The following is a 23,935-nucleotide window of genomic DNA, read 5'->3' as shown; positions in this document are numbered from 1 at the left end:
CCGCAGGTCACAGCGGTGAAAGTTGCACTGCAACATGTACCTCCCTGACGCCCGTGGCCTCGCTCGATTCCCCTGGGCACCCTCGATTCTGACGGTGCGTCCACCGCGCCGCCGAACTCCGCAACCATCCGTAGAACGAGAGAGGAACAAACCTTGATTCGAACGAAAGTCCGCGTGCGCGGCGCGTCGATGGCCGCTCTGGCCACCGTCGTACTGGGAGTCGCGACAGCGACCATCCCGCCTGCCGAGGCCGAGGCCGCCCCGCTCGGCCGGGCCTGCCTCTTCCTGGACAAGGAGGGCGCACCTTTCGGCGGCAGGACCTACGGGCACGTGGCCTGGGCGATCCGCGACCCGAAAAACACCAGCCACTGGATCTGGGGCGCCACCGAGAACGCCGAAGGAGACAGCTACACCGCGCCGGGTAAGAACAACGGCAGTTGGATCCAGGGCGGAACCTGGGGGGAAATGCGCGGCGAGACCAAGGGGAAGCGCACGATCGAGCTCGCCCGCTACGACGCCTACCGGTGCATCAACACCGCCGGCGGCGACCTCACGGCCGCGCAGCGCACCTTCACGCAGATGAAGTGGAACGGCTATGCCGTGTTCACCAACAACTGTCTCACCAAGGCGATCGCGATCTTCCGCAAGTACAGCCGGGGCCTGGACAGCGACCACTTGCCCGACGGCTACTCCACGGAGCCCAAGTACTACTTCTACGCGTCGCTGAACGGCGCGCGTGGGTGGGAGAGGGCCCGCGCGTACTGAGCACCACATCTACTACCTCAACCGAACAGAAGGGACTGATCGACATGTGCCAGCGATGCAAGGGCAACGGCAAGTGCACCACCTGCGGCGGCTCCGGATCCCGGGGGCTGTTCACATGCTCCAGTTGCAAGGGCAGCGGCGACTGCAAGGCGTGTGACGGCCGAGGCTGAGAACCGCCGGACTGGGGAGGGCAGGAGCACCCGGCCCCTGCCCTCCCCTCCTGCTCGGCCGCCCACCCCGCGGCGCACGGGCGGTGGCGTGATCACCGACAAGTGATCGACGCGATTGCGTTCAAGTACCGAACCGGGACACCGTGGATGGACCTGCCCGAACGCTTCGGCTCGTGGAAGGGCGTCCACAACCAGCTGCGGAAGTGGGCGGCCGACGATCGGACAGTGCCTAACGCAGGCCAGCACCGGCGGCATGGCGATCCCAAGGAGAACAGACCGGTTGATGCGGCCCTAATCCCCGAAATCTCGACCACTGACAGGTGTGACTCCGACACCGTGGTGTTCGGCTAGAGAGCCTCCGCAAAACCCGTTGGCGGAACCACGGCAGCCACTGCTACGTTTCCCGAAGCCGTGCAAGACAGCGAGGAGGTGGTACCCGTGAACGTATCGACATGGGTGCTCCCCTCCGGGGTCACGGTCGGGCGATAGGTCGTCCGGGAGCGCCGTTCCATGGCACTCCTGAAAGGCACGACCATGCAATTCACTTCTGAACAGCGCCTCGACGACGCTGTCCTCGAGCGCGAATTCACCCTCGGCGAGATCCCCGGCATCCTGTGGACGCCCCGATCCGTATCCGCATCCGCACCGGCGCCGCTGATCCTCCTCAGCCCCCCTCCTATCGGGCTGCGCAAGACGTACCCCCGACTGGTGGCCCGGGCCCGGCACTCCGCGGCGGACGGCTTCGCCACGGCCGTCATCGAGCTCCCCGGAAGCGGTGACCGGCCCCGTTGGCCCGCCGCCGAGCAGGCCCTCGCCGACCTGCGCCGGGCTATGGAGGCCGGCGAGCCGGTCAGCGACGAGATCATCGACGCCCTCATCCTCCCCCTGGTCGACAAGGCGGTCCCGGAATGGCAGACCGCCCTGGACGCCCTCCTGTCGCTGCCCGAGATCGGCGGCCCGGTCGGGTACTCGGGGGGAGTGATCTCCATCGGCGTCCGGCTGGCGGTGGTCGAGCCGCGCATCTCGGCCGCTGTTCTGTTCGCCGGGAGTTTCGTCCCTCGCACCATGTTCGAGGAGGCCCGCCAGGTCACCATTCCTCTGCACGTACTGCTGCAATGGGACGACGAAGGGAACGACCGGCAGGCGGCGCTGGACCTGTTCGACGCCTTCGGCTCCAAGGAGAAGACGCTGCACGCCAATATGGGCGGGCACACCGGCGTCCCGCAGTTCGCGGGGGACGCCGCGGCCCAGTTCTTCACCCGACACCTGAAGTGACGCCGGGCCGTCAGGCCGGCAGCAGACGCTAGCCGTGTCGGCCAGCATGCTGCTCATCCAGGGACAGGTCCCGGCCCTCCTCGGCTCTCTACACCACGGGCCCCTGCCAGACTCTTGGCAGGGGCCCGTGCTGCGCGAAGCGATGAATTGCTCGACGTCTGCAGAGCTTCGAGTGCTGCCCAAACTCACGCGCTGGGCGGCACGGGCTGGGTCCCGGGAGGGCACGACCCAGTGAACCGGTCCGGTCAGCAGCCGATAGTGACCCACTTGTGGACGGGGTAGGTGCGGCTCGTGTCCTCCCTGACGCTCGACAGGATGTCGAGTTCGGCGCCGCTGGGCGGGGCGACCAGCCGGAACGTCACCCAGGCGTCACCGACGGAGTCGGTGACGCCCGACGCTCCTGAGGTGTAGCCCTTCTTGCCGGGAATCCAGTAGTCCACCCACACCGGTTGCCGCGCGAACCAGGATGAGTGGGAGAGGTCGTGCGAGATGTGCACGGTCACGTCCACCGCACGGATGGAGTACGGCCAAGTGCCGACGGTGGTGCACTGCTGGAAGGCGGTGGTGTAGGCGTCGTCGAACCACCACTCCTTGTCGACCCCGGTCGTGTTGTCCCGCGTGCAGTGGAGAAGAGTGCGGGTCAGCGTGGTGCTGTAGTAGGTGCCGTCGGCCCAGGCGACCTCGTAGCTGAGGCTCAGCGTCGCGGCGGCGGGCGGGTTGTCCACCGTGTAGGTGAAGGTGACGTTGCCCCTCGTCGGGTCGAACTGGCCGAAGAGCGTGCCGTATCTGCTGGTGCCGGGGATGGTGTAAACGGCGGTGATCTTGGAGTCGGCGGGGTCGTGTGAGACGGCTTCCAGGTTCAGGGTGACCCGGTCCACGGGTACGGCCGTGGTCGTCTTGCCGCTCCCGGTGGTGTCCATTGCGCAGTGCTGGTCCACATAGGCCGCCACCGGCCCGTCCAGACCGGCGTAGGCGGGCGATGCTCCGGCGGCGGTCAGGCCGATGAGCAGGGCCAGACTCGCGAACAGTGCGCTCAGCACTCTTCGTGTTCTCAGGGCGCTCAATGGCCTTGGCGGTCTTGGTGCTCTCCTGGTCATGTGGTGTCTCCCCCAGGGTCGATGATGTTGTTCGATGTCGGAGCCGGGTCAGCAGGCGATGGTGACCCAGCCGTGCGCGGGTACTGTGGCCAGGTCGAACCTGCCGCTCGCCAGGACGTCGAGTTCGGCACCGGCGAGCGGGGCGAGGAGCCGGAAAGTCAGCGCGGCGCGCACCCTCAGCAGGCGATGGTGGCCCAGGAGTGGCCGGGGAAGGTGCGCGAGCCCGCTTGGCCGCTGGCCAGCACGTCGAGTTCGGCGCCCGTGGTCGGAGCGATGATCACGAACGACAGCGTGGCCTTCCCGTCGGAGTCGAAGACGCCGGAGGCTCCCGACGTGTAGGTCTTCTGGCCGACGATCCAGTAGTCGGCCCAGACCGACCGGCCCGCGTACCACGAGGGCCAGTAGGACGAACCGTGCGCGACGTTCACCGTCACGATGTCCTCGCGGACATAGGCGTGCCTGCCGCCGACGCCGATGTCGACGGTCTCGCACCGCTGGGAGACGCCGGTCACGGTCACGTAGTCGTTCCACGTCGAGGCGTCGGCGTAGGTGGTGTTGTCCAGGGTGCACGGAGCCAGCGGAGCGCTCACGAAGTTGCTGTAGTAGACGCCGAAGTCGTGCCACCACACCTGGTAGGTGACGGTCAGTGTCGCGCCCGGTGGCGGGTTGGACACCGAGAAGTTGAACGTGGCGTTCTTCCTTGCGGTGTCGAACGCACCGGTGGCGGTGCCGGTCTTGGTGCTGCCGCTGATGGTGTAGAAGGCGGTAACGGTGGAGTTGACGGGCGCGTAACCGACGGACTCGACGTTGAGCGTGATCCGGTCGACGGGTATCGCGATCGTCATGGGACCGCTGCCGCTGTTCTGCACGGCGCAGTGCTGGTCCAGGTTGGGCGCGACCGGTCCGCCCGGGTCGGCGGAGGCGGGTGACGCCCCAATGGCGGTCAGGCCGATCAGGATGACGAGAGCGGTGGTCACCGCTCTCCAGGATCTCCAGGTCTTCCAGGTTCTTCGGGTCTGCCCGGTTCTTCGGGCCTGCCCGGTTCTTCGGGTCTTCCCGGTTCTTCGGGTCTTTCGGGCCATCGCGGATGCCCCCCAGGTCGTTGGTGCCGGACGGTGCTCTCCACTTGCGGCGGCAGAGACGCCTGTACGGCAGCTGCGGTTCCTGGCCCTGTGCAAGGCCGCTCAGTTCCAGCGGAAGGACCAAGTGCGCGCGTGCAGACGAGCCGCTTGGCGTAGGAGACCATCGAGACGGCACACGCCGACTTCGCCGCCCCTCAGCAGCGCGACCGCAACGCCAGGCAATTACTCAGCGCTACACGCCGTCTGGCGGCTCTTCAGCCTGAGCTCACGGGGCCCACCGGTCTGCTTCAGGTCGCTGCATCCGTGGGGTCGGTAGGAACACGAGGATGCTGTGCAAGCCGAAGAGCTTCGGCGGTGACATCGGCGTCGACCTGTGCTGGTGTTCTCTCGCCGTATTCGAGGACGTCGTACTCGTCGTCCAGTTCTGCGAGCCGCTCGGCCAGTGGCATCTCGTGCCCGAAGCGCTGGTGGATCCGGAAGGCCAGCTCGCGTGGCGTCAGCTCGCCGGCCAGCATCCGGGCGGCAAGTGCTCGTGCGGCGGCTTCTTGTCCGGCGACACTGCCCACTGAGTAATAGGTGAGGCCCAGTTCGGCGAGTGCCGGGGGAAGGAGGTCGGGGACGTCGTAATCCGCCTCAGCGCGTGTGCACGCCGCCAAGATCCGCAGGGCAGGACTGTCCAGGCCGGCGACGAGTGCATCACAGGCAGCAGCGACGACGTCGGTTGCGTGGATCTCGCCCATGGTCCAGAGAACGGCACGGTCCTGAAGCTCGTTCGACGGCGGTTGTGGGTGATCAGCTGGTGCTGGTTCGCGCGGTGCTGCCGGATCTCGGCGGTGCGTCCGACGGTGGTGGGAACGCCGGGATCGCTGAGGAGTGCTGCAAGAACGTCGAGGTGGAGCGGTCGCCCGGCTCGGTGGCCCGGGCACAGCCCACCCGCAGGCGTGGTCCGTCGCGGTGTTCATGTTGTCCTGGCTGTCGATCCAGCGGAGCAGGAGTTCCGCGGGCGGTTCGGGAACGGGGGACGGCGGCTCGCCGAGCGGAGAAGGGCCTGTCACACACGCTCATGAGCTGGATCACACGGGCTCAACTACAGGCAACCATGCGGCACTTGCACGCCATCACCACGGGTGATCTGTTCTCGAAGAAGGGTGTGTTCGTGTTCCGCTCCTCCCTTGATCCCCGGTTCGCCGTCCGTACGGGCGCACTCGCCCTCACCCTCGCCGCCGCCAGTGCTACGCAGGCAGGGACCGCCACGGCGGCTTCGGCGGGGTGCCCGCAGTACGCCTCCACCTTCAAGTCGGCCGCGTCGGCCAACGGAGTCTCCTGGCAACTCCTCTCCGCCATGGCGCGGGTGGAATCCGGCTGCAACCCGTCGGCCCGAGCTGCGGACGGCCGCGTTGGACTGTTCCAGCAGCGCCCAACCGCCGGTGTCGACCTGCGCAGCGCGGCGGGGCAGGCGAAGGCAGCCGCCAAGTTCCTGGCCGGGGCCAAGCGACAGGTGGGCTCCCGGCCAGATCTCCTGGCGGCGTCGTGGAACGCAGGTGTCGCGGCGGTGAAGAGGTACGGCGGAATCCCCCCGTACCGGGAGACCCGCAATTACGTGGCCCGCGTGATGACCGACTACCGAGCCCTCACCCACTAGCCTCGTGCTTTCACCCAGCAGACGTCTGGTGAGTGATCAGCAACGCGAAGAGGGGCGCCGGGCGCCGCCCCTCCTGACGGATGCGACGGAGAGGCGGCACCACCCGCCGGGTGACCGGGTCAGACCGGGGGTGGGCTGCACAGCGGCGGTCGCCGGCCCATCCCTCCACCGTCGCGCAGTTGCCCCCATCGACCTCCGGGTGTTGGGCGGTGATCGCGTCGACCGACGCCGTAGTGGACAGGGGGACGTCGATGGCCCCGGCCCGGGAGGTGTCGAAGCGGATCTCGATCGGCTGCGGGGAGCGGATCCATGTCACCCCTGGCCCCCGTTGCAGCGATCGTCATTGGCTCCGCGGCATCCTCCAAGAGCCATCAGAAACGGCCTAGCTGGTGGCCTTCTTCCAGACTGTGAGCAGGCCCGTGTACCCCGGTGGGTCGAAGGATGTCTCACCTGAGTCGACGATGCTGGTGAGCCGGAGCATGGCGAGATTCCCCTCGGAGGTGACCGTGCACAGCACATCGCCCTTCTTGAGGGCTTTGCCCTGGTCCAGGGCACTGTTGGGAAGCTCCGAAGGCAGCGGCGCACTGTCGACGGCCTGCCGGCAGGCCTCCGGAGTGGTTCCGGGGCTCTTGGCGGTGGCGGTGCGGAAGGTCAGGTACTGGTAGATGTACTGGATCTCCGCAGCGTCGTCGCCGATCTCACCGGACGGATCCACCTTGGGTTTGTCCAGGTCGACGGTGATCGCCTCACCGGTTCCCGGCGGGCCGATCGTCAACGCACGGTCCTTGAAGAGCGGTTCGTACACCTTCGCCGCCGGGGTCTTCGTGGTGGTCGCGGAGGAAGCCTGGCTCTTGGGCCTGCCCTGCTTGCTCGGGCTGGTGATCGGCGCTCCGTGGCCCCCGGCCTTCGCCTTACCCTGGTCGGTGTCCCCGTAGAACGACCACGCCGCGCCGACCGCGGCAGCGACCACTGCGGCGCCGACCGTGAGATACACACGGCGCCGCTTGCCGACGCCGGCCCCGGACGCGGCGGATGCGTGCTCCGAGAGCGCGGCCGCGGGCGGCGGGGTGCTGGGGCGGGGCGGGGCGGACTGGGTTGGGGCCTGGTGCAGCGGATTGTCGGACCGCGTGGGTACGTACGTGGCGGCCGAGCGGTGCTGCTCGGCAGCCTCCTGGTCCAGGAGGCGGTGTATGGCCCGGCTCCGTTCGTCGACTGCCGCAGCCAGTGGGGCCGGGAGCCAGTCTTCGAAGTCGCGGGAGGACCGGCCGGAGGCCCGCTCGCACAGCTCCGCGAGTTCAGCGGGCGTCGGACGGGCCGCAGGGGCCGCTGCCAGGCAGCGCTCCAGGAGCGGGCGGAGCACCTGTGGGTAGCTTGAGAGGTCCGGCGGGCGCTGGGCGGTGTTGGCTATCTGCGTGGCGACGGTGAGCGCTCCGCCGGAACCGTAGGGATGCCGGCCAGTGGCGGCGACGGCGGCGATGAGACCCAGCGAGAACACATCGCTCGCCGGGGTGACTTCGCCGCCCGTGCCCTGCTCGGGGGACATGAACTGCGGGGTGCCGATGAAGCCGCCACTGCGCGTCAGACGGGTGGATTCGGCGGCCCGGGCGATGCCGAAGTCGATGACCCACGGCCCGTCCGCGCCGAGGAGGATATTGCCCGGTTTGAGGTCACGGTGCACCACTCCCGCCGCGTGCACCGCGTCCAAGGCACGGGCGACGCAGGCGACGAGTTGGAGTGTGGCGGCCATGGGCAGCGGACCATGGAGGTCGACGGCCTCGTCGAGGGAGACTCCGGGCACGTACGCGGAGGCGAGCCAGGGCTGTTCGCCATCCGTGTCATGGTCCACCACCGGCACCAGGTGGTACCCGCGGACCTGCTGAGCCGCCCGGACCTCCTGCTGGAACCGGCGCCGGAACTCGCTGTCGCTCGCGTACTCCCGCCGGATCATCTTGAGGGCGACGGGCTGGTTGCCCCGGGTGCGGGAAAGGTACACGGACCCCATGCCGCCCTCCCCGATCCGGGCCAGCAGCGGGTAACCGGCCAGTTCCCGCGGTTCCTGTGACGTCAGCGGGCGAAAGACACCTTCGGTTCCCGTCATGGAACGGAATCCACCCCCGTAATGCAGCGGTCGTCGTGCCGCACCTCTCGTGGATGCGGCCCTGTTCAAGATCAGCATCGTAGCTGCGGGCCGCAGCCGCCCGGCGACCACGCCCGCTGATACAGCAGGCTCCGCAGTCACGGCCGGGCCTGTGACAACCCAGTGGGCTCTTGTCCGCTGCCCTGGCGCCCAGCCAAGTCGTAAATCATGAACCGGATAAGCGTCGCGCCCCCGTTGGGCGAGTAGTCGACCATGCCCTGACCGAGGCCGGCACCACCCTGCTCATCCCGATCCGCCCCGGGGCGTCTGGGCAGCGGCTTACGGAGACGGTGTGCTGGCGGCACAGGAGTGCTTCCACCGGCGCCAACGCCTGTCGGACGGTCCAGCCGGATGACGACCCGTCGGACAGGCCCTAGTCGCGGGGTTCCGCGAGAAGGTCGTCCACCACATGACATCGAATGGTGGGGAGGTGTTCAGCGATCGCCTCGCTCATCATGGCTTCGCCTTCGGGGTCGACGTCCGGGCACCCCGCGCGAGTGGCGGCGTCCGGCCACCGCGCGTACGCCACCCAGGTGCCGTCATCGGCCTGATGCAGACGCGATCCGTAGCTGCCGCAGTGCTGGTGCATCGCCTGTGTCACACGATGCCAGCCGGCTGCGAACTGCTCTTCCTTGCCTTCACGCAAACGCCACCGGTAGATCACTGCAAACATGACACGACCTCCCCCGACACCCCACGCTTCCGGAATCCGGTGGGCGTGCCCTGCACACCCCTCACATTCCAGAGGAGAACTGTACATACGAGCATGGCCGGTGGGGGCTCTCTCGGTGCTATCGGGGAGCGGCGCGGTTCAGGAAGTCGCGGGCCGTCGTCATGCATGGGCGTGGCGACACGGATGGTCGGCATCAGGACGAGCGCGTCGGACAGCATCACCGTGAAGAAGCCCGTGTCGGTTAGCCCGGGGTGGCTCTGTCGATAAGCGATAGGCGGTAGGCGGTAGGCGGTAACCATGTGGTTGCCGAGACCGATCCCCTCGGCAACCAGCCTGAGGTCCACTCCATCGGCAGGGACTGAGCCCTGGTCCCGGTACTCCTCGTGAGTGGAACCCGCAGACGAGATCGACATCGCGCCTGCGGTCCGCGCGATCGTGGCGGTGACCGTCTCGGCCTCGGTTCGGGCGCGGGCCCCGCTGGGACGCTCTGGGCGATCGCCCACCGGAACAGGTCCTGAGCTGCCGGTGCGGCCATGAGAAGGACATCGGAGGCAGCCCCGGCAGACTGGCCGAAGACGGTCACGTTGCCACTGTCGCCGCCGAACGCGGGGATGTTGTCCCAGACCCATCGAAGGGCGGCGACCTGGTCGTGCAGCCCACGGTTGTCTACCGCAGGCAGCCCACGACCAGCACAAGCACCCGGAACAGCGTCACTGAGCCGGGATCGGCTGGGTGAGGTTCACCGGGTTGCCGTCGGGGTCCTGGATGTGGGCGACGCGCTGTCCCCACGGCATGTCGTTGGGGCCGCTGCGGACCGAGCCGCCCAGCGCCTCCACCCGGCCGAGCGTCTCATCGACGTCGTCGACACCGATGCTCAGCAGGATCCGCGACGCCTCCCGGTCCCCCGGGTTCGCCTTGGCCACCAGCCCGAGGTCGGTGTCGCCGATGCGCAAGCCGAGGTAGAAGACCGGGCCTTCCTCCGGCACCCGGAAGATCTCCTCCGCGCCGAACAATTTCCTATAGAAGCCGAGCAGGACGTCGTGGTGGGCAGTCAAGATCACTGGCTGGATGGTGGACATAGCACTCCTGTCGAGAACGGTCGTGTCGCTGGGTAGACCGTTCGAGGACGGTGAACTCATCGGCAAAGCCGCCTTGCCAGACAGTGCTCCAGTGACCTCGTCGGCGGCCGTGAGGGTGGCAGGTGGGCCGCCTCCAACAGGGCGTGTTCCCTAAGTGTCTGCAGTGTCTGCGGTGTTGCCGGTTCGGGGTGCGCCGTCGCATCAGCCAGAAAATAGTAGCCATGGATATAGTAGCCATGTACTCTATCGGCATGAGCAAGGGTTCACCGGGCCCCACGCCCGGCTTCCTGGTATGGCGACTCGCCAACAAGTGGCGCGTCGCGGTAGATCGTGCGGTGGCTCCGCTGGGCCTCACCCACGCGCAGTACTCACTGGTCGCGTCGCTGCATGGCATGCAGCGCCTCGGTGAACGGCCCAATCAGCGCCAACTCGCCGACCACATCGGCCTGGAGGCGCTGTACGTCTCGAAGCTGGCGCGCGCCCTGGAGTCGGCCGGCCTGATCGAGCGCACCCGTGATCCCCGCGACCCGCGCGCCATGCAACTCGCCCTCACCGAGCAGGGCCAGGCCGTCACGCGGCAGGCCATCGCGGTGGTCCAGGAACTGCATCAGCAGTTGCTGGAGCCGCTCGGCGGAGTCGACGCCCCGCGCACGAGCGCGTTCACCGACGAGCTGACGACCCTGCTCGACGCACCTCTCGCTCCATCCATACCGAACGACCAGACAACTCAGGGGGCAACACCATGACCAGCACTGCATCCGCCACCGCACCCGTCGCCAACGCCCGCACCCTCGGCTTGGCCCACTACGCCGCCCGCGGGGTTCTGGAGCACGTCCTGGCCCGGCACGGCGTAACGTTCCAGCAGCAGATCGCCCTGCGCGCCGCCGTCACCGCCGACACCCCGCAAACGCCGGACGATCTCGTCACCCAGGTGTGGGACTCCCTCAAGGCCGATCCGGCCGACATCCACGCCACTCTCGACGAGCTGCTGGCCCAGCAGCTTCTCGTTGCGGACGGCGCGCACCTTCACGCCACGGACGCAGGGCGCGAGCTGCTCGCGGCCGTCGGCGCGGAGACCGCCCCCATCTCCGACCGCATCTGGGGCGGGATACCCACCGAGGACCTGGCCGCCGCCGGCCGCGTCCTCGCCTTGGTCAGCCGGCGCGCCAACGCGGAGCTTGCGGCGCTGACCGCCTGACCACGCCCGACCGAGCCGATCAGGACCTGTTACGACCGTGCTGGTCATAGCCACTCGTTGATGGCTGCGACCAGCACGGTCGCGTGATACCGGACGGCGAGTTCCTCAGACCTCGCGGCAACCGCGCGGTGGCGTTCCAGCCGACTGATCCCGTACTCGACCGCGTGCGTGCCGCTGCGTGTAGTCGTCCTTGTCGAACGTGGGAGGGCGGCCCCCCCGGAATCCGGGCCTCCTGCTCTGTCGGCGCGGACCTCCTGGGCCGCCCACTCGTTCAGTGTCCGGGCCGGCCCGCCAAGGGCCCGAAGACCTGGCCCAGACGCCAGCCGCGAGCAAGGTAACCGGTGGCCTCGAAAGCTTCGCTTGCGGCTGGCGACACGGTTCTTACCGCCATGCTGACTGCTCCTACCGCCATGCTGACCGCGCGGCTTGTGCGGTCCGCCGCCGAGAGACGGTCTCCGGGCCCGCTCACAGACCTTGGCCCGCTCAGAAGTCGTAGCAGACGTAGACGCCCTCGGGCCCGCGGGCGATTCGGTCCGAGCCCCAGCAGTGGAGCATCGGCCCGACGCGGTACAGGGCGGCGCCACCGGCCAGCAGGGCAAGGATGGCGAGCACGGCGGTCACGATCCGCATGGCCGTCATCCGCCGTACGAGCCACCAAGACCCGGCGACCGCAAGCGCCCCCAGTCCCAGCATGACGGCCGCTACCGGGGCGGTGTTGTTCTGGATCCCGGGAAAGCGGTCCGGGTGCGCGGCCTGGTGTACGGCGGCGAAGGCGAAGAGGAACAGCAGCAGCCCCAGCAGCAACAGCCCGACGGAGCCGACCCCGCGGCCGACGGCCCGGCCCCGGCTCCGTGGGCCTCCGGGCGCTTCGGCGTCGTCCGCGCGCAGGAGCCGCCGGTCGAGGACCGCCCGGAGCCGGTCCACCTCGCCCGGGCCGTCCGCGGCCCGCTTGGGCAGGACGACGAAGCCGACGGCGGACTTGTCGGCGCTGAGAAGCACGAACAACTCCGGTGTCTCGACATAGCGCGAGTAAAGGTGCCAGTCGTGGCTGGCCGAGCTGTGAGCGCTGGTGAGCCGGATCCCGCTGTCGTCGACCGTCCCGCGCATGTCCCCCTGCCGTTCGGCGAGCCGGTGGAGGCGGCGCGCCTGCAACCACGGCACCGCAGTCATGAAGGCGACGAAGACCACCACCCCCACATACAGCGGCCAGGGGGTGTTCCGGTGGCCGGAGTTGGCCGTCGACAGCAGAGCGCCGACGGTGGTGACCGCCACTGTCCAGATCAGCGCCCCGCGCTGAAAGCGTCCCGCGCCGGTGCTCCTTGCGCGTGCCCGCAGCGCGGACGCCAATTCGCCGACGGTCGGCCGGTAGACCAGCTCCACCGGTCTCTCGGCGACCGCGTCCGTTTCCCGGCCCTCCGCCATGTGCCCTCCCCTGTTCGATGACCAACCGGATCATGGAGGCTTTCTCAGCCACTCCGGCGACCTGGCGGTGGTCGGCACCATACGTCATCGAGGTCACGTGATATTCGGAGTGCCGCGGTCGACGGTGTACGGGCCCACCTCGCCAAGACCGACACGGTCCCCCGCGCGCCCCTAAGAAGACCGCGGTCGCGAAGTCCTGACCACTCCGCTGGTGTTTGAGACAGGGCCCCGGGGCTGTCAAGGGCGCGTACGGCGGCGCTCTCGCGATGTGCTGCGCGCGCCCAACGTCGGAGCTCCAGGCGGGGTGAGTCCTGCGGTGACGGCGTCGCTCCTCACCGTCCTCCTTCGTTGCCCGACACGCGGGGCGATGCAGGGAATGTGTGCCGTCTCACGCGAGCCCGAGCCTTGCCATCGAAGATCCTGTTCCCACTGCGATCGCTACCCAAGATCAGCATCCGAACCGCCGAACAACTGGGCAGAGCCACCTCAGCCCCAGGTCTCGCCGTTGACGAGGTCCGAACCGAAATGTCGGGTGGCGATGGACGCGAGGGGCGGAAGCGGGCCGTCCTCACTCGCGTGTTTGAACGTGTGCACCAGGCACGTACGCACAGGATGTACCGGTCCGCCAGGGCTCCAGCAGTCGTTCGTGGAGAGGGGGCGGTTCTGAGGCTGGGCCAGGGAGAAGGCTACGAGCATCGTGCGCTTGTCCTCGAACCGGAAGTAGTCGGCGATCGCCCGGTTGGCGAAGTCGAGGTGGTGGAAGACGACCGCGATGTCCTCCTTCCCGTACGGCGTCTGCTCCAGGGCCGGCAGCACGTCGAGAATGGCTTCGCCGCGGGCCAGTAGGCGGGCGCGTTCGTGCGAGTCGCCCCACGGCGGCGGATCGTTGTCCCGGAAGCCTTCGGGGCGCTCGTCGGTGCACAACACGGTGCCGAGTTCAGGCGCGTCCCAGCGTGCCTGTCCACTGACACTCCCCCAGTTCAAACTCGCGTTGACACACAGCTCCCCCGCCAGCAGCGCCCAGGGCGTGCACACCACACGCTCGCGCGCCAGGTCAACCACGAGCTGACCGAACTCCTTCCGTGACAGCAGAGCCGGCTCGGCGGGTGCGATGAAGGCATCGGTCCATATCCCCATGCCACGTGGTCTACAGGCAAACCACCAGCAAAGGCCAACGAGGCGTCCGCCCGGCGGTGGGAAGATCCACGGCACTGGCACGGGCTTGCCGGCGCGTCCGGGCGGAGCCAGCTGCTGACATCGACCGCGAGGACCCGGCGTCCGTCGGCAGCCTGTGGCACGGGCAGGCCGGCCAGCACCTGGCGCAGCCTCGGGGCGTCGACATTCCCGCGGTTCAGCGCGTCGTGCAGAGCGCCGTGCACACGTCGGTGCTCGGCCACCAGAGTCAGATCCACTGGTGTCCTCACCGGCCCGTCCGCACGCAGCAACGCGTCGGTGAGCTCGACCAGTTCGTCTCCACGCGCGGTCAGGCAGTCGCACAAGTCGTCCCGGAAGCGTGACGCCACCGCGCACGGTTCCCCTGTGGTCACGTGTGTCCTTGGTCGGAGCACATGATCAGACGGAGGCCGCCTCAGCGTCTGACGCATGCCCGGGTGAGTGACCTGGTTCGAAGCGCGTTTCGGGAACGCCCCACACACGGCCGACCTGGACGGTAGCGTGATCAACATGGCGGCTGAGGGCGAGAGGGCAGAGGGCGAAGCCCTGGTCGGCGGCATGATGAACGCGGGAGCGGTCTTCCGTCACGGTGCCGTGGTGGAACGCCCAGCGCCGCGCACCGCACGCGCTCTTCATGCCCATCTCCTCGCGCTCGCAGAGCACGGGTTCGACGCCGCTCCGAGGCCGGTCGGTCTCACCGCAGACGGACGAGAACAGCTGACCTTCCTCCCCGGCGAAGTCGCTCTACCACCGTTTCCGCGCTGGGTAATGACCGAGACCGCGTTGCAATCGGTGGGAAACCTGCTGCGGCGCCTGCACGACGCGAGCGCGGCCGTCGCGGTTGACTCGGGCGTCGAGTGGCCCCGGTCCCTGGCCGACCCGGCGGGAGGAACGATGCTGTGCCACAACGATGTGTGCCCGGACAACGTCGTCTTCCGCGACGGCCGTGCCGTGGGCCTGATCGATTTCGACTTGGCGGCCCCCGGCCGAGCGGTGTGGGACGTCGCCATGACCGCTCGCTACTGGGTTCCCCTACTCGATCCCGGGTCCGCGGCGGCTCAATATCCCACGGGCCTGGATGCCCCGACGCGACTGCGGATCCTCGCCGACAGCTACGGCCTCTCCTCGCAGGAGCGCGCTGAACTGCCCGACGTCATCGAACAGGCCACCGCGACCTGCCGGGCCTTCGTCGCCGGCCGAGTGGCCGCCGGTGACCCCGTCTACATCCAGGCGCTGTCCGAGCTCGGTGGTTGGCAGCGTTGGGACCGCATCCAAAGGTGGCTGGCGGCTCACCACGAGGTGTTCACGGCTGCCCTGTCGAACTGACGGCTCAGAAGTTGAAGAACAAGCTCAACACCTGTTGCTGATGTAGGACCGGTGACGAGCTGGTGGGCGACTCGTTGAGCCGACATGATCGATGATGTGACGGATCCAGCTGATCGATTCCAAGGGGTTTGGTGGTCGTAGGCGGTCAGTGCGCGCATGACTGGCCGACCGCGAATGAACCTGGCTCCCCTCATCAGACCCCTTGGAATCAATCACCTAGGCTGGCACGGTGACTGATGAGCAGGAGCGGGTGCAGCCGTCGGGAGTGTGGGCCACGGCGGTGGGGGTGGCCAGGGTGCGGGCGCTGGAGACCGAGCGGGAGAACGCACTGTTCCGCGACCCACTGGCCCAGGCCTTCGCCACCGCCGGCGGCCTGTGGCCCTCCTCGCCGCCGTTGCCCGATGACGAGGCCGCGCGACGCCGCCGACTGGCCGTGTCGTTCTCCATCGTCATCAGGACGAAGTTCCTCGACGACCTGTTGCAGCAGGCCTCCGCGTCCGGGATCCGGCAGGTCGTGCTGCTCGGCGCCGGCATGGACAGCCGGGCCTTCCGGATGGACTGGCCCGAGGGCACGCGGCTGTTCGAGGTCGACACCGCCGCGCCACTGGATTTCAAGGCTTCGGTGCTGCGTCAGGAGCGGGCCGTAGCACGATGCGAGCGGATCACCGTCGCGGTGGATCTACGTGAGGACTGGCCAGGCGCGCTGGCCGCCGCAGGGCACGACCCGGCGGTGCCGACCGTGTGGATCGCCGAAGGACTGCTGATCTATCTGCCCGAGGACGCGGTGGAGCTGCTGCTGGCCCGGATCAGCGCGCAGTCGGCGGCAGGCAGTCGGATGGGGCTGACGTTGGGCTCGCGCGGCGTGATCGAGCGCTTCGGCGCGGACGCCGTGCCGGGATCGGCGGCGTCCATGTGGGTCTCGGAGATGCCCGACGACCCGGTGGGCTGGCTGGCCGGGCACGGCTGGGAGGCCGAGAGCCACACCCTGCGCGAGCGCGCTGCCGCCTACGGCCGCCCGGTCAGCACCCCGCCGCAGCGCGAGGAACGGCCCGGCGGACTGATCTCGGCGGTCCGCCGGTAGCGCGCCCCTCCGGTCCCCTGGTGATCTCCCCGCAACCACCTCGCCCTTCTCGGACTCGCCGCAGCCATCTGCTGCTACGAGAGGCTTGTCCGCCTCACCACGTAGGACGCGGCCCAAACCCCTTGGAATCGATCATCTAGAGGCTGACGACGAATCACCGGTTCGAAACTCTGCACTATGAATGTCCGCCAGCAGGCGATTGTTCAACGCCTGCCGAGTCCTGCTAGGCGTCGGGAGCCGACGTCGTGGCGGCGTCATAGGTGGCGCGGGCGGTGGTGATGTCGGCGCGGTGGCGTTCTGCCCAGCCGACGAGTCCGGCGAGGGTCGTGTGGAGTTCGCGGGCCATGGGCGTGAGGCTGTATTCCACCTTGGGCGGCACCGTGGGGTAGACGGTCCGCATGAGCAGGCCGTCGCGTTCCAGCTTGCGCAGATTCAAGGTGAGCATACGTCGGCTGATGCCCGTGATAGTCCGTTCCAGCTCGGTGAACCGGACTGGTCCGTGTGCGGCGGCGACGAGGATTCCGATGCTCCACTTGCCCGCGACATGATCGAGGACCTCCGTGATCGGGCACGCCTCGTTGCTGACCTGGTCGGACACATCAGTGTGACTGCGTGACATCAAAGTGCCTCCTTCCGATACGCGTCATGGTTACAGAAGATGACTGCTGTAACAAATCATGCACTGTTGGAAGGAGTTCTCGTGCAGAGAGCCAACTCATCAGCAAGGACGTCGCGTTGGGCGGCATTGGCGGTGCTCTGTGCCGGGCAGTTGATGGTCATTCTCGACGGGACCATCGTGAGCGTGGCGCTGCCGTCCATCCAGCACAGCCTCGGCTTCTCCTCGTCCAGCCTGGCCTGGGTGGTCAACGCCTACCTGGTCCCCTTCGGCGGCCTGCTGCTGCTTGCTGGACGGCTCGGCGACCTCATCGGGCGCAAGCGCGTCTTCATCGCCGGCCTGGCCGTCTTCACGGCTGCCTCGTTGTTGTGCGGTGTGTCCCAGGACCCGGCGATGCTGCTCGCCTCCCGGTTCGTCCAGGGTATCGGCGGCGCGGTGACCTCCGCCGTCACCCTCGGCATGGTCGTGACCCTGTTCCCGCGGTCGAAGGAGCGGGCCAAGGCCATCGGCGTCTACAGCTTCGTCCAGTCCGCCGGCGGTTCGACGGGCCTCCTCGTCGGCGGCGCCCTGACTCAGACCATCAGCTGGCACTGGATCTTCTTCGTCAACGTCCCGATCGGTATCGTGGCCGCGCTGTTGGCTGAGCGCGTACTCGCGCCCGAGCACGGTGCCGGCCTCGACAAGGGGACCGATTTCGTGGGCGGGCTCCTGGTCACATCCGCACTGATGCTCAGCGTCTACACGATCGTCGAGACCACCAACTACGGCTGGTCTTCCGCACACACGCTGAGCTTCGGCACCGCGGCCCTCACGCTGCTCATCGCATTCGTCGCCCGCCAGGCGAAGGCGCCCCACCCGCTGCTTCCGCTGCGCGTGTTCCGCTCGCTCAACGTCGCAGCAGCGCTGGGGATCCAGGCCCTCATGGTGGCCGGGATGTTCAGCTTCCAATTCCTGTGTGTCCTCTACCTGCAGAAGGTGCTCGGCTTCGACGAGATACACACCGGCCTCGGCATCTTCCCGGTCTCGGTCGCGATCGGAGCCCTGTCCCTCGGCCTCTCGCCCAAGCTGATTGCGCGCTTCGGTCCCCGGGCCGTACTCCTTCCGGGACTCTCGCTGATCGCTGCAGGTCTCGCCGCGCTCGGCCGCGTACCGGCGGGCGGGAGCTACGTTGTGGACGTCCTGCCGGCGCTGCTGCCGCTCGGCATCGGCTTCGGCCTCGCGATGCCGTCGCTGGCCACGCTCGCGATGTCAGCGGCCACGCCCCAGGACTCGGGCATCGCCTCCGGCATGTTCAACACCATGCAGCAGATCGGCAGCGCCTTCGGCCTCGCGGTCCTCAGCACGCTCGCCAACGCGCATACCGATGCCCTGCTGGACGACGGGGCAAGCACCGCCTCGGCACTCACGGGTGGTTACCAGCTTGCCTTCCGCATCGGCTCGGGCCTCGTCGCCGTCGCTCTCCTTCTCGGCGCCACCCTGCTGCGCTCCCCCACCAGGGCGCAACGTCCAGCGGCCGAGAAGAAGCCGGTCGCCGAGAACGCCACTCGCTGACCAGGCAGCGACACCACCCCAGACCGGGGAGAACACAGTGCTCACAGGAGGAGATGTGCCTGTCGTGCCATCCTTGATCATCGCCCTTGACGCGGCCGTGGAGGTGATGACTCACGCGCTGGGTGCCGTTGCCCCCACTTCGACCCGTAGAGCACGACCACGGCGCCGGCTCCCGCCTTACCGGCGACGTTCGCCTCCGGCGCGGGCAACACGGCGTCGCGGTAGCCGTCGCCGTTGAAATCGCCCGGCACCGCTCCGTGTACGGCTGCCGCGGGCGTGGCCGACGGCAGCGGAGCGACCATGACGGCGGCGATCAGGAGCGCCCCCGATCTCCAACCGGCGGGCCAGTCATGTCGGTTCACCATGAACTGGATCCCCTCCCATACGACGCAGCCGGCGTACGCCGAAGTCAGGGAATCGCATGGGGAACCCGCGAAGCGTCCGCAGCGGCCCCGGCCGGCGTCGCTGTGTGCCCGCCTGCGACCGGATGGGGCCTGCGCTGACGTACGTGTACGCCAGTTCTACCTTCCGCGAACGGGTACGGCGTGGTGAACTGGTCGTCGCTGAGTGTCTCGACGTTTTGGAGGACGTTCATGGATGCTCTCGCACTCGCCGTCGCCCAGGCCCTGACGACCGGCCTCGCCGCCGGAGTCAGTGAATCGACGAGCTCCGTGTTCTCCGAGCTGGTTGCCCGGGTCAGGGCGCGGTTCTCCGGACGATCCGAGGCGCTGGCATCCGAAGCATCCACGGCCGAGGCCCTGGACGGGGAGTTCGCCCGCGACCCCGGCTTCCGCGAGGAGATCCGCGTGCTGTGGGGTCGTGCCTCGGGCGACTCGGTCGTGAACAGCTTCTCCGGACAAGCCAAGACTGTCGTACAGGCCCGGGACATCCACGGTGGTTTCACCGTCAACTGAACAGTTGATGACCGCAATGCCCGATCGGACACTGGTGGTGCCATGAGCGACGACGTCCCCGGTTCAAGGGACGACGTGCACAACGAGACGTTCGGTACGGTCCGCACGGTGGTCCAGGCGGGCTCGATCTTCGGGGGAGTTCATGTTCACGAGGGTGAACGCACGCTCCCTGTGCCGCGGCAGTTACCCAACGACATCCCGGACTTCTCCGGTCGCGCGGACGCGCTGGAGGTGCTCGACGGTCTGCGTTCCGGCAGCATGCCGAACCCGGCCACTGTCATCATCTCCGCGATCGCCGGTACGGCGGGGATCGGTAAAACCGCCCTGGCAGTGCACTGGGCCCACCAGGTCAAGGAGGAGTTTCCCGCGGGGCAGCTCTACGTGAACCTGAGGGGCTACGATCCGGCCAGGCCACCGGTCAGCCCTGGTGAGGCGCTCACGGAGTTTCTGCTCGCCCTTGAGGTTCCGGTGAGTCGGATCCCCGCGGACGTCGACGCCCAGGCCGTGCTCTACCGGTCCCTTCTGGCAGGACGGCGGTTCCTTGTCGTACTCGACAACGCCTCCTCGGCACGTCAGGTCGAACCGCTGCTGCCGGGTACCGGGCCCAGCATCGTCGTCATCACCAGCAGACAGCGGCTGACCGCGCTGGACGGAGTCGTCAACCTGCGCCTGGACGTCCTCGACCGTGTCGCAGCCGCCCAGCTGCTCGGCGCGCTGGTCGGTCACGAGAGGGTGGCGGCCGAGCCCGGAGCGGCCGGCCGCATCGTGCAGCTGTGCGGCATGCTGCCCCTGGCGATCAGGATCGCCGGAGCACGCATCGCCGCCTCTCCACACTGGACGCTCTCCCGGTTCGCACGGCGACTCGAGGCCAAACGCCTCGATGAACTCAGGACGGAGGACCGGGAAGTGCGCGGTGCGTTCGCTCTGACCTACGACCGGCTGCCCGAACACCTGAAGGAGGCGTTCGTAGTCCTGGGGCTGCACGACACGGCCGAGTTCCCGGCGTGGAGCCTGGCTGCGATGCTGCACACCGATGTGGACACCGCCGAGGAGATGATCGACGCCCTGGTGTCCGCCCAGCTCGTCGACTTCAGTCGCACCGACAGCACCGGGACGCCCGCGTTCCGGATGCACGACCTGATCCGCGACTATGCCCGGGAGCTGCTCGCCCGGTGGTCCCGCGAGCGCATGGCCGAGACCAGGCGAAGATTGGCGGCGGGAAGCCTGTCGCTCACCCGGCACGCGTTGAGCGTCGCTCCTGGCGGCGTCAACTTCCTCCTGCTGGGAGCCAGAACGTTCGCCGCCGCTATGCCGGCCGGTGCGGAACTCGAACCCTTCGCGCCCACGGTCGAGGTGATCGAGTCCGATCCGGCGCGCTGGTTCGGGGACAACACACCGGTGCTCACGTCAGCCGTCCGCCGGTCCGCCGAGGCCGGCGACCAGGATCTGACCGCGCAGCTCGCCTTCTATCTCGCCTGGTACTTCCGCGTCGGCGGACGCTTGAGGGAATGGCAGGAGTCGCACCAGCTGGCTCTTGATGCCGTCAGAAGCAGCGGCCATCGGGGCGGCGAAGCGGCGATCACCCGCAGCCTCGGCAATCTCAGCCGCGACGCCCGGCGCTTCACCGAGGCGATCGACCACTTCGAGCGCGCGTCGGCGCTGTACCAGGAGGCCGGCGACGAGCTGGGAACGGGACAGACGCTGAATCACCTGGGCGATGTCGCGATGGAGATGAGCAGATTCGACGCGGCGCTGCGGTACTTCGCGGACTCGCTCGCGATCCTGCGCAGACACGAGGGTGCCGAGCTCATCGAGGCGTACACGCTGAACAGCGTGGGGTGTGTGCACCGTGACCGTGCCGCCTTCACCGAAGCAGCGGAGAACTTCGACCAAGCCCTGTCCATCTTCCGCCGTCGCGGCGACCGGGTCGGTGAGGCGTGGTGTCTGCGCTGCCGGGGGGAAAACCGGCTCAACCAGGGGCTGTTGACGCAGGCAAGAGCCGATTTCGAGCGTGCGGTCCCGCTGTTCGAGGACCTCGGCGACCGCGGTGGTGGCGGATGGAACCATCGCGCGCTCGCGGAACTGCACCGGTGGTGCGGTGACCATGCCGCCGCCGCGGAGCATCTGACCTCGGCGTTCGAGCTCTTTCGCGAGGTAGGCGAACTGCTCGGCGAGGCATGGACCGCTCTGGAGCAAGCCGAGTTGCTGATGGCGATCGGCGACGCCGCGGGCGCGGTGCGGTTCTGGCAGCGTGCCGCGGAGCTCTTCGCCGATCTCGACATTCCCCGTGGTGAGGCCTTCGTGCAGCTCAGCGCGGGCAGGTTGCGATCGGCGGGTGTTCAACCGCCGGGAACCGCGCCGGACGACGCCTTCGCCACGGCACGGGACATGTTCCGGCAGATGGGTGATCACAACAATGAGGGCTGGGCCCTCCTCGGCACCGGTACCGCGCTGGTCCGGGAAGGAAGGCTGGACGAGGCTGTGGACACCATCACGGTCGCGGCGGAAATCTTCTCCCGGCTCGACGCTCGCACCGGCCGGGGTGCCGCGTGGCTCGCCCTTGCGGAGGTGGCGCTGGCCCGGCATGACATCGCGGGCTGCCGGGCCGCCCTGGCGAACGCCGCCTCGGTGCTGCATCCGGAGTGCGTGTTGCAGGAGAGGCTGCGGGAAATCGAGGGTCGGACAAGAGTGTGAGGGCGGCGGCTGTCCCAGCCGGAATGCGACACCAGAACGGAGTCTGATGACGCAGTCAAGCCGCCGTGGCGGTCAGCGGGGCAGGAGTGAAGACCCGGTTCAACCAGCAGTCAGGCAGCCCGCCGGAGGGCCGGATGGCCGCTGCCTTCGAACCACCCAAGGCAAGCACACATCAGCCACATGCGGCCCCCGGGCCGTCCAACACTTCATGGAGCTCTCATGCGGCACCTGATCGGGTTCGGCGGCTCCGTTCACGACTTCGCCACCTGTGTGCTCGGCGAGGACGGCCGGATGGTGGCCATCGAGGACGAAAGACTCAGCCGGGTCCGGTATGCGTTCGGCGACCCCGAGCCGTGCCGTACGTCACTGGAGTACTGCCTGCGTGCCGTCGGCCACGCGCCGGGCGACGGACTGGAGTTCGGCGCGAACGACATGCTCCGCGGGGTGATCGGAGTGCCGGAGCGTGACATCGTCTGGATGAACCACCACCTCGCCCACGCGATGAGCGTGCTCTTCACCAGCCCGTTCCAGGAGGCGGCGATCGTGGTCGCCGACGGTGCAGGCAGCGTGGTGTCCAGCACGGCGGCCCACGATGCCCACACGCACTGCCGGGAGACCACGACATGGGCCTGGGGACGGGGCAATGACATACGTACGCTCGGCCAGGTCATCGGCAGGAAACGCGGCGGCCCGGACAGCAACGACGTGTCCGCGCTCATGTCGAACTCCCTCGGCGACCTGTACCGGGCGGTGACCGAGGCGGTCGGGTTCGGTTTCCTGCAGGCCGGCAAGACCATGGGCCTGGCCTCGTACGGCGACGACCGCTTCGTCGACCGGCTGATGTCAGCGGTGGAGCTCCTGCCCGGCGGCCAGTTCACGATCGACGTGGCAGGGTCCGGCGGCGTGCTGCAGATCCTCAAGGGCATACGGCGCGGCTCGCTGGAGGAAGACTTCGACACCAACGCCGCCATAGCGGCTGCCGGGCAGATCGTGCTGGAGACGGTGCTCTTCCACGTCCTGCAGGAGGTGTGGGAGCAGACGCACTGTCCGAACCTGTGCCTGGCCGGTGGGGTCGCGCTCAACTGCGTGTTCAACGGCAAGATCGCGGAGCGGACACCCTTCCGGGACGTCCATGTGGTCTTCGCGCCCGGCGACAGCGGGACGGCGATCGGCTCCGCAGTCCACCGGTATCTCAGCGACGGCTCCTGCACCACTCCGTTCCGTCTCCAGACCGGGCCGTATCTCGGTCGCGACTACGGTCGGGATGCCGAGATGACCGGCCACCAAGACCGCTTACCGGACGAGGTGCTGTACCGCAAAGTGGCCTCGCTGCTGCATCAGGGGAAGGTGGTGGCCTGGTTCCAGGGCGGCGCCGAGTTCGGTCCCCGCGCCCTCGGTCACCGCAGTCTGCTGGCCGATCCCACGCGGGCGGCCATGCGGCCGCACCTGAACCGTGTCAAGTCGCGCGAGTGGTTCCGGCCCTTCGCCCCGGTGGTGATCGAAAAGCACAGGACCGACTATTTCGAGGGGGCGCACGCGTCTCCGTACATGCAGTTCTCCTATCCGGTCAAAGCCGGGATGCGCGACCGGATACCAGCCGTGTGCCACGTCGACGGCACGGCGCGCCTGCAGTCGGTCGACGACTGGAGCAGTCCCGAACTCGCCGAATTGACAAGGGAGTTCGCACGACAGGGCGGGCCTCCGGTGCTGCTCAACACATCACTGAATCTGCGCGGCGAACCGATAGTGGAAACTCCCCGTCAGGCACTGGACGCTTTCGCAGGCGCAGACATCGACGCGCTGGTGCTCTGCGGCCGGCTGCTCGTCAAGTGAGCGGTGGCCCCCCAACTCGGTGGCGGCAGTTCACAGGACGAAGTCCTCGGGGAGCACGAGACGCGGAAACCCTGTGATCGGGGCGGACCGGCGGTCGGCGGACGTGACCCGCCCGAACCGGTCGAGCCGGTCCCAGATCTCGGCAGGTGAGCGATGCAGGGTCCGCCCCAACTCTGCAAGCGGCACGTCGTCGTCGTAGGCCGTCAT

The 23,935-nt window shown here is 68.3% G+C and carries 24 protein-coding genes and 2 pseudogenes; 12 read left to right on the top strand and 14 right to left on the bottom strand.

Annotated features, from left to right (window positions below; all coding sequences use genetic code 11):
- The first annotated feature begins 153 nt into the window (after positions 1 to 153).
- From ACIGXP_RS14210 to ACIGXP_RS14200, 3 genes and pseudogenes are all read left to right on the top strand, one after another.
- On the top strand, positions 154 to 765 hold the full coding sequence (locus ACIGXP_RS14210) for a Tat pathway signal protein (protein WP_399768005.1): 612 nt from the start codon (positions 154 to 156) through the stop codon (positions 763 to 765).
- A 218-nt stretch (positions 766 to 983) separates the two neighbouring features.
- Positions 984 to 1,286 (top strand): annotated as a pseudogene (locus tag ACIGXP_RS14205) (transposase); the annotation flags it as partial.
- Between the two features lie 183 nt (positions 1,287 to 1,469).
- Positions 1,470 to 2,210 (top strand): dienelactone hydrolase family protein, encoded by a 741-nt coding sequence (locus ACIGXP_RS14200; RefSeq protein ID WP_399768002.1) that lies wholly within the window; start codon positions 1,470 to 1,472, stop codon positions 2,208 to 2,210.
- Between the two features lie 245 nt (positions 2,211 to 2,455).
- On the opposite strand, the gene ACIGXP_RS14195 is transcribed toward ACIGXP_RS14200, so the two are convergent.
- From ACIGXP_RS14195 to ACIGXP_RS14180, 4 genes are all read right to left on the bottom strand, one after another.
- Positions 2,456 to 3,250, bottom strand: coding sequence for a hypothetical protein (locus ACIGXP_RS14195; protein WP_399767999.1), 795 nt, complete (start codon positions 3,248 to 3,250; stop codon positions 2,456 to 2,458).
- Between the two features lie 105 nt (positions 3,251 to 3,355).
- On the bottom strand, positions 3,356 to 3,481 hold the full coding sequence (locus ACIGXP_RS14190; RefSeq protein ID WP_399767996.1) for a hypothetical protein: 126 nt from the start codon (positions 3,479 to 3,481) through the stop codon (positions 3,356 to 3,358).
- 2 nt (positions 3,482 to 3,483) lie between these two features.
- Positions 3,484 to 4,284, bottom strand: a complete 801-nt coding sequence (locus ACIGXP_RS14185; RefSeq protein WP_399767993.1) for a hypothetical protein — start codon at positions 4,282 to 4,284, stop codon at positions 3,484 to 3,486.
- A 392-nt stretch (positions 4,285 to 4,676) separates the two neighbouring features.
- A complete protein-coding gene (locus ACIGXP_RS14180) occupies positions 4,677 to 5,129 on the bottom strand; it encodes a hypothetical protein (RefSeq protein ID WP_399767990.1) in 453 nt (150 codons plus the stop codon).
- A gap of 368 nt (positions 5,130 to 5,497) precedes the next feature.
- On the opposite strand from ACIGXP_RS14180, the gene ACIGXP_RS14175 reads away from it, so the two are divergent.
- Positions 5,498 to 6,031: a transglycosylase SLT domain-containing protein gene (locus tag ACIGXP_RS14175; RefSeq protein ID WP_399767987.1), complete on the top strand. Its 534-nt coding sequence runs from the start codon at positions 5,498 to 5,500 to the stop codon at positions 6,029 to 6,031.
- A 382-nt stretch (positions 6,032 to 6,413) separates the two neighbouring features.
- On the opposite strand, the gene ACIGXP_RS14170 is transcribed toward ACIGXP_RS14175, so the two are convergent.
- From ACIGXP_RS14170 to ACIGXP_RS14155, 4 genes are all read right to left on the bottom strand, one after another.
- On the bottom strand, positions 6,414 to 8,129 hold the full coding sequence (locus ACIGXP_RS14170; RefSeq protein ID WP_399767984.1) for a serine/threonine-protein kinase: 1,716 nt from the start codon (positions 8,127 to 8,129) through the stop codon (positions 6,414 to 6,416).
- 412 nt (positions 8,130 to 8,541) lie between these two features.
- On the bottom strand, positions 8,542 to 8,841 hold the full coding sequence (locus tag ACIGXP_RS14165) for an antibiotic biosynthesis monooxygenase family protein (RefSeq protein ID WP_399767981.1): 300 nt from the start codon (positions 8,839 to 8,841) through the stop codon (positions 8,542 to 8,544).
- A 241-nt stretch (positions 8,842 to 9,082) separates the two neighbouring features.
- Complete coding sequence (locus tag ACIGXP_RS14160) at positions 9,083 to 9,454, bottom strand: carboxylesterase family protein (RefSeq protein WP_399768423.1); 372 nt, start codon at positions 9,452 to 9,454, stop codon at positions 9,083 to 9,085.
- A gap of 97 nt (positions 9,455 to 9,551) precedes the next feature.
- Positions 9,552 to 9,920, bottom strand: a complete 369-nt coding sequence (locus ACIGXP_RS14155; protein ID WP_399767978.1) for a VOC family protein — start codon at positions 9,918 to 9,920, stop codon at positions 9,552 to 9,554.
- A 251-nt stretch (positions 9,921 to 10,171) separates the two neighbouring features.
- Between ACIGXP_RS14155 and ACIGXP_RS14150 the strand changes: the two genes are divergently transcribed.
- Both ACIGXP_RS14150 and ACIGXP_RS14145 read left to right on the top strand, forming a co-directional pair.
- Positions 10,172 to 10,666: a MarR family winged helix-turn-helix transcriptional regulator gene (locus tag ACIGXP_RS14150; RefSeq protein ID WP_399767976.1), complete on the top strand. Its 495-nt coding sequence runs from the start codon at positions 10,172 to 10,174 to the stop codon at positions 10,664 to 10,666.
- On the top strand, positions 10,663 to 11,118 hold the full coding sequence (locus ACIGXP_RS14145; RefSeq protein WP_399767973.1) for a MarR family transcriptional regulator: 456 nt from the start codon (positions 10,663 to 10,665) through the stop codon (positions 11,116 to 11,118). The genes ACIGXP_RS14150 and ACIGXP_RS14145 overlap by 4 nt, the downstream gene beginning before the upstream one ends.
- 483 nt (positions 11,119 to 11,601) lie before the next feature.
- Here ACIGXP_RS14145 and ACIGXP_RS14140 read toward each other — a convergent pair whose 3' ends face one another.
- From ACIGXP_RS14140 to ACIGXP_RS14130, 3 genes and pseudogenes are all read right to left on the bottom strand, one after another.
- On the bottom strand, positions 11,602 to 12,540 hold the full coding sequence (locus ACIGXP_RS14140; RefSeq protein WP_399767970.1) for a YcxB family protein: 939 nt from the start codon (positions 12,538 to 12,540) through the stop codon (positions 11,602 to 11,604).
- A 486-nt stretch (positions 12,541 to 13,026) separates the two neighbouring features.
- Entirely contained in the window at positions 13,027 to 13,677 is a 651-nt protein-coding gene (locus tag ACIGXP_RS14135; RefSeq protein WP_399768448.1) for a hypothetical protein, read from the bottom strand.
- A pseudogene (locus ACIGXP_RS14130) lies at positions 13,677 to 14,063 on the bottom strand (transposase); the annotation flags it as partial. The pseudogene ACIGXP_RS14130 and the gene ACIGXP_RS14135, both read right to left, overlap by 1 nt.
- 160 nt (positions 14,064 to 14,223) lie before the next feature.
- Here ACIGXP_RS14130 and ACIGXP_RS14125 point away from each other — a divergent pair.
- Complete coding sequence (locus tag ACIGXP_RS14125) at positions 14,224 to 15,039, top strand: phosphotransferase (protein ID WP_399768421.1); 816 nt, start codon at positions 14,224 to 14,226, stop codon at positions 15,037 to 15,039.
- 265 nt (positions 15,040 to 15,304) lie between these two features.
- A complete protein-coding gene (locus ACIGXP_RS14120) occupies positions 15,305 to 16,120 on the top strand; it encodes a class I SAM-dependent methyltransferase (protein WP_399768419.1) in 816 nt (271 codons plus the stop codon).
- Between the two features lie 223 nt (positions 16,121 to 16,343).
- Here ACIGXP_RS14120 and ACIGXP_RS14115 read toward each other — a convergent pair whose 3' ends face one another.
- Positions 16,344 to 16,739, bottom strand: coding sequence for a winged helix-turn-helix transcriptional regulator (locus tag ACIGXP_RS14115; RefSeq protein ID WP_399767968.1), 396 nt, complete (start codon positions 16,737 to 16,739; stop codon positions 16,344 to 16,346).
- A gap of 39 nt (positions 16,740 to 16,778) precedes the next feature.
- Here ACIGXP_RS14115 and ACIGXP_RS14110 point away from each other — a divergent pair, with 39 nt between their 5' ends.
- Positions 16,779 to 18,287 (top strand): MFS transporter, encoded by a 1,509-nt coding sequence (locus ACIGXP_RS14110; protein WP_399767965.1) that lies wholly within the window; start codon positions 16,779 to 16,781, stop codon positions 18,285 to 18,287.
- A 77-nt stretch (positions 18,288 to 18,364) separates the two neighbouring features.
- Here ACIGXP_RS14110 and ACIGXP_RS14105 read toward each other — a convergent pair whose 3' ends face one another.
- Positions 18,365 to 18,589, bottom strand: coding sequence for an integrin alpha (locus ACIGXP_RS14105; RefSeq protein WP_399768417.1), 225 nt, complete (start codon positions 18,587 to 18,589; stop codon positions 18,365 to 18,367).
- A gap of 291 nt (positions 18,590 to 18,880) precedes the next feature.
- On the opposite strand from ACIGXP_RS14105, the gene ACIGXP_RS14100 reads away from it, so the two are divergent.
- The 3 genes from ACIGXP_RS14100 to ACIGXP_RS14090 all read left to right on the top strand — a co-directional run bounded on the left by ACIGXP_RS14100 (position 18,881) and on the right by ACIGXP_RS14090 (position 23,728).
- Complete coding sequence (locus ACIGXP_RS14100) at positions 18,881 to 19,201, top strand: hypothetical protein (RefSeq protein WP_399767962.1); 321 nt, start codon at positions 18,881 to 18,883, stop codon at positions 19,199 to 19,201.
- Between the two features lie 42 nt (positions 19,202 to 19,243).
- Positions 19,244 to 21,895 carry an ATP-binding protein gene (locus tag ACIGXP_RS14095; protein ID WP_399767960.1) on the top strand — a complete coding sequence of 884 codons (2,652 nt, stop codon included), beginning with the start codon at positions 19,244 to 19,246 and terminating at the stop codon, positions 21,893 to 21,895.
- A 219-nt stretch (positions 21,896 to 22,114) separates the two neighbouring features.
- Positions 22,115 to 23,728 carry a carbamoyltransferase gene (locus ACIGXP_RS14090; protein ID WP_399767957.1) on the top strand — a complete coding sequence of 538 codons (1,614 nt, stop codon included), beginning with the start codon at positions 22,115 to 22,117 and terminating at the stop codon, positions 23,726 to 23,728.
- A gap of 30 nt (positions 23,729 to 23,758) precedes the next feature.
- Here the strand turns inward: ACIGXP_RS14090 and ACIGXP_RS14085 are convergent, their stop codons facing one another.
- On the bottom strand, positions 23,759 to 23,935 hold the full coding sequence (locus tag ACIGXP_RS14085; RefSeq protein ID WP_399767955.1) for a hypothetical protein: 177 nt from the start codon (positions 23,933 to 23,935) through the stop codon (positions 23,759 to 23,761).

Origin of the sequence: Streptomyces sp. NPDC053069 (genome assembly GCF_044546895.1) — a bacterium.
Classification (GTDB): Bacteria; Actinomycetota; Actinomycetes; order Streptomycetales; family Streptomycetaceae; genus Streptomyces.
The sequence above is the reverse complement of the archived record's forward strand: the minus strand, read 5'-3'. Positions and strand labels throughout refer to the sequence as shown.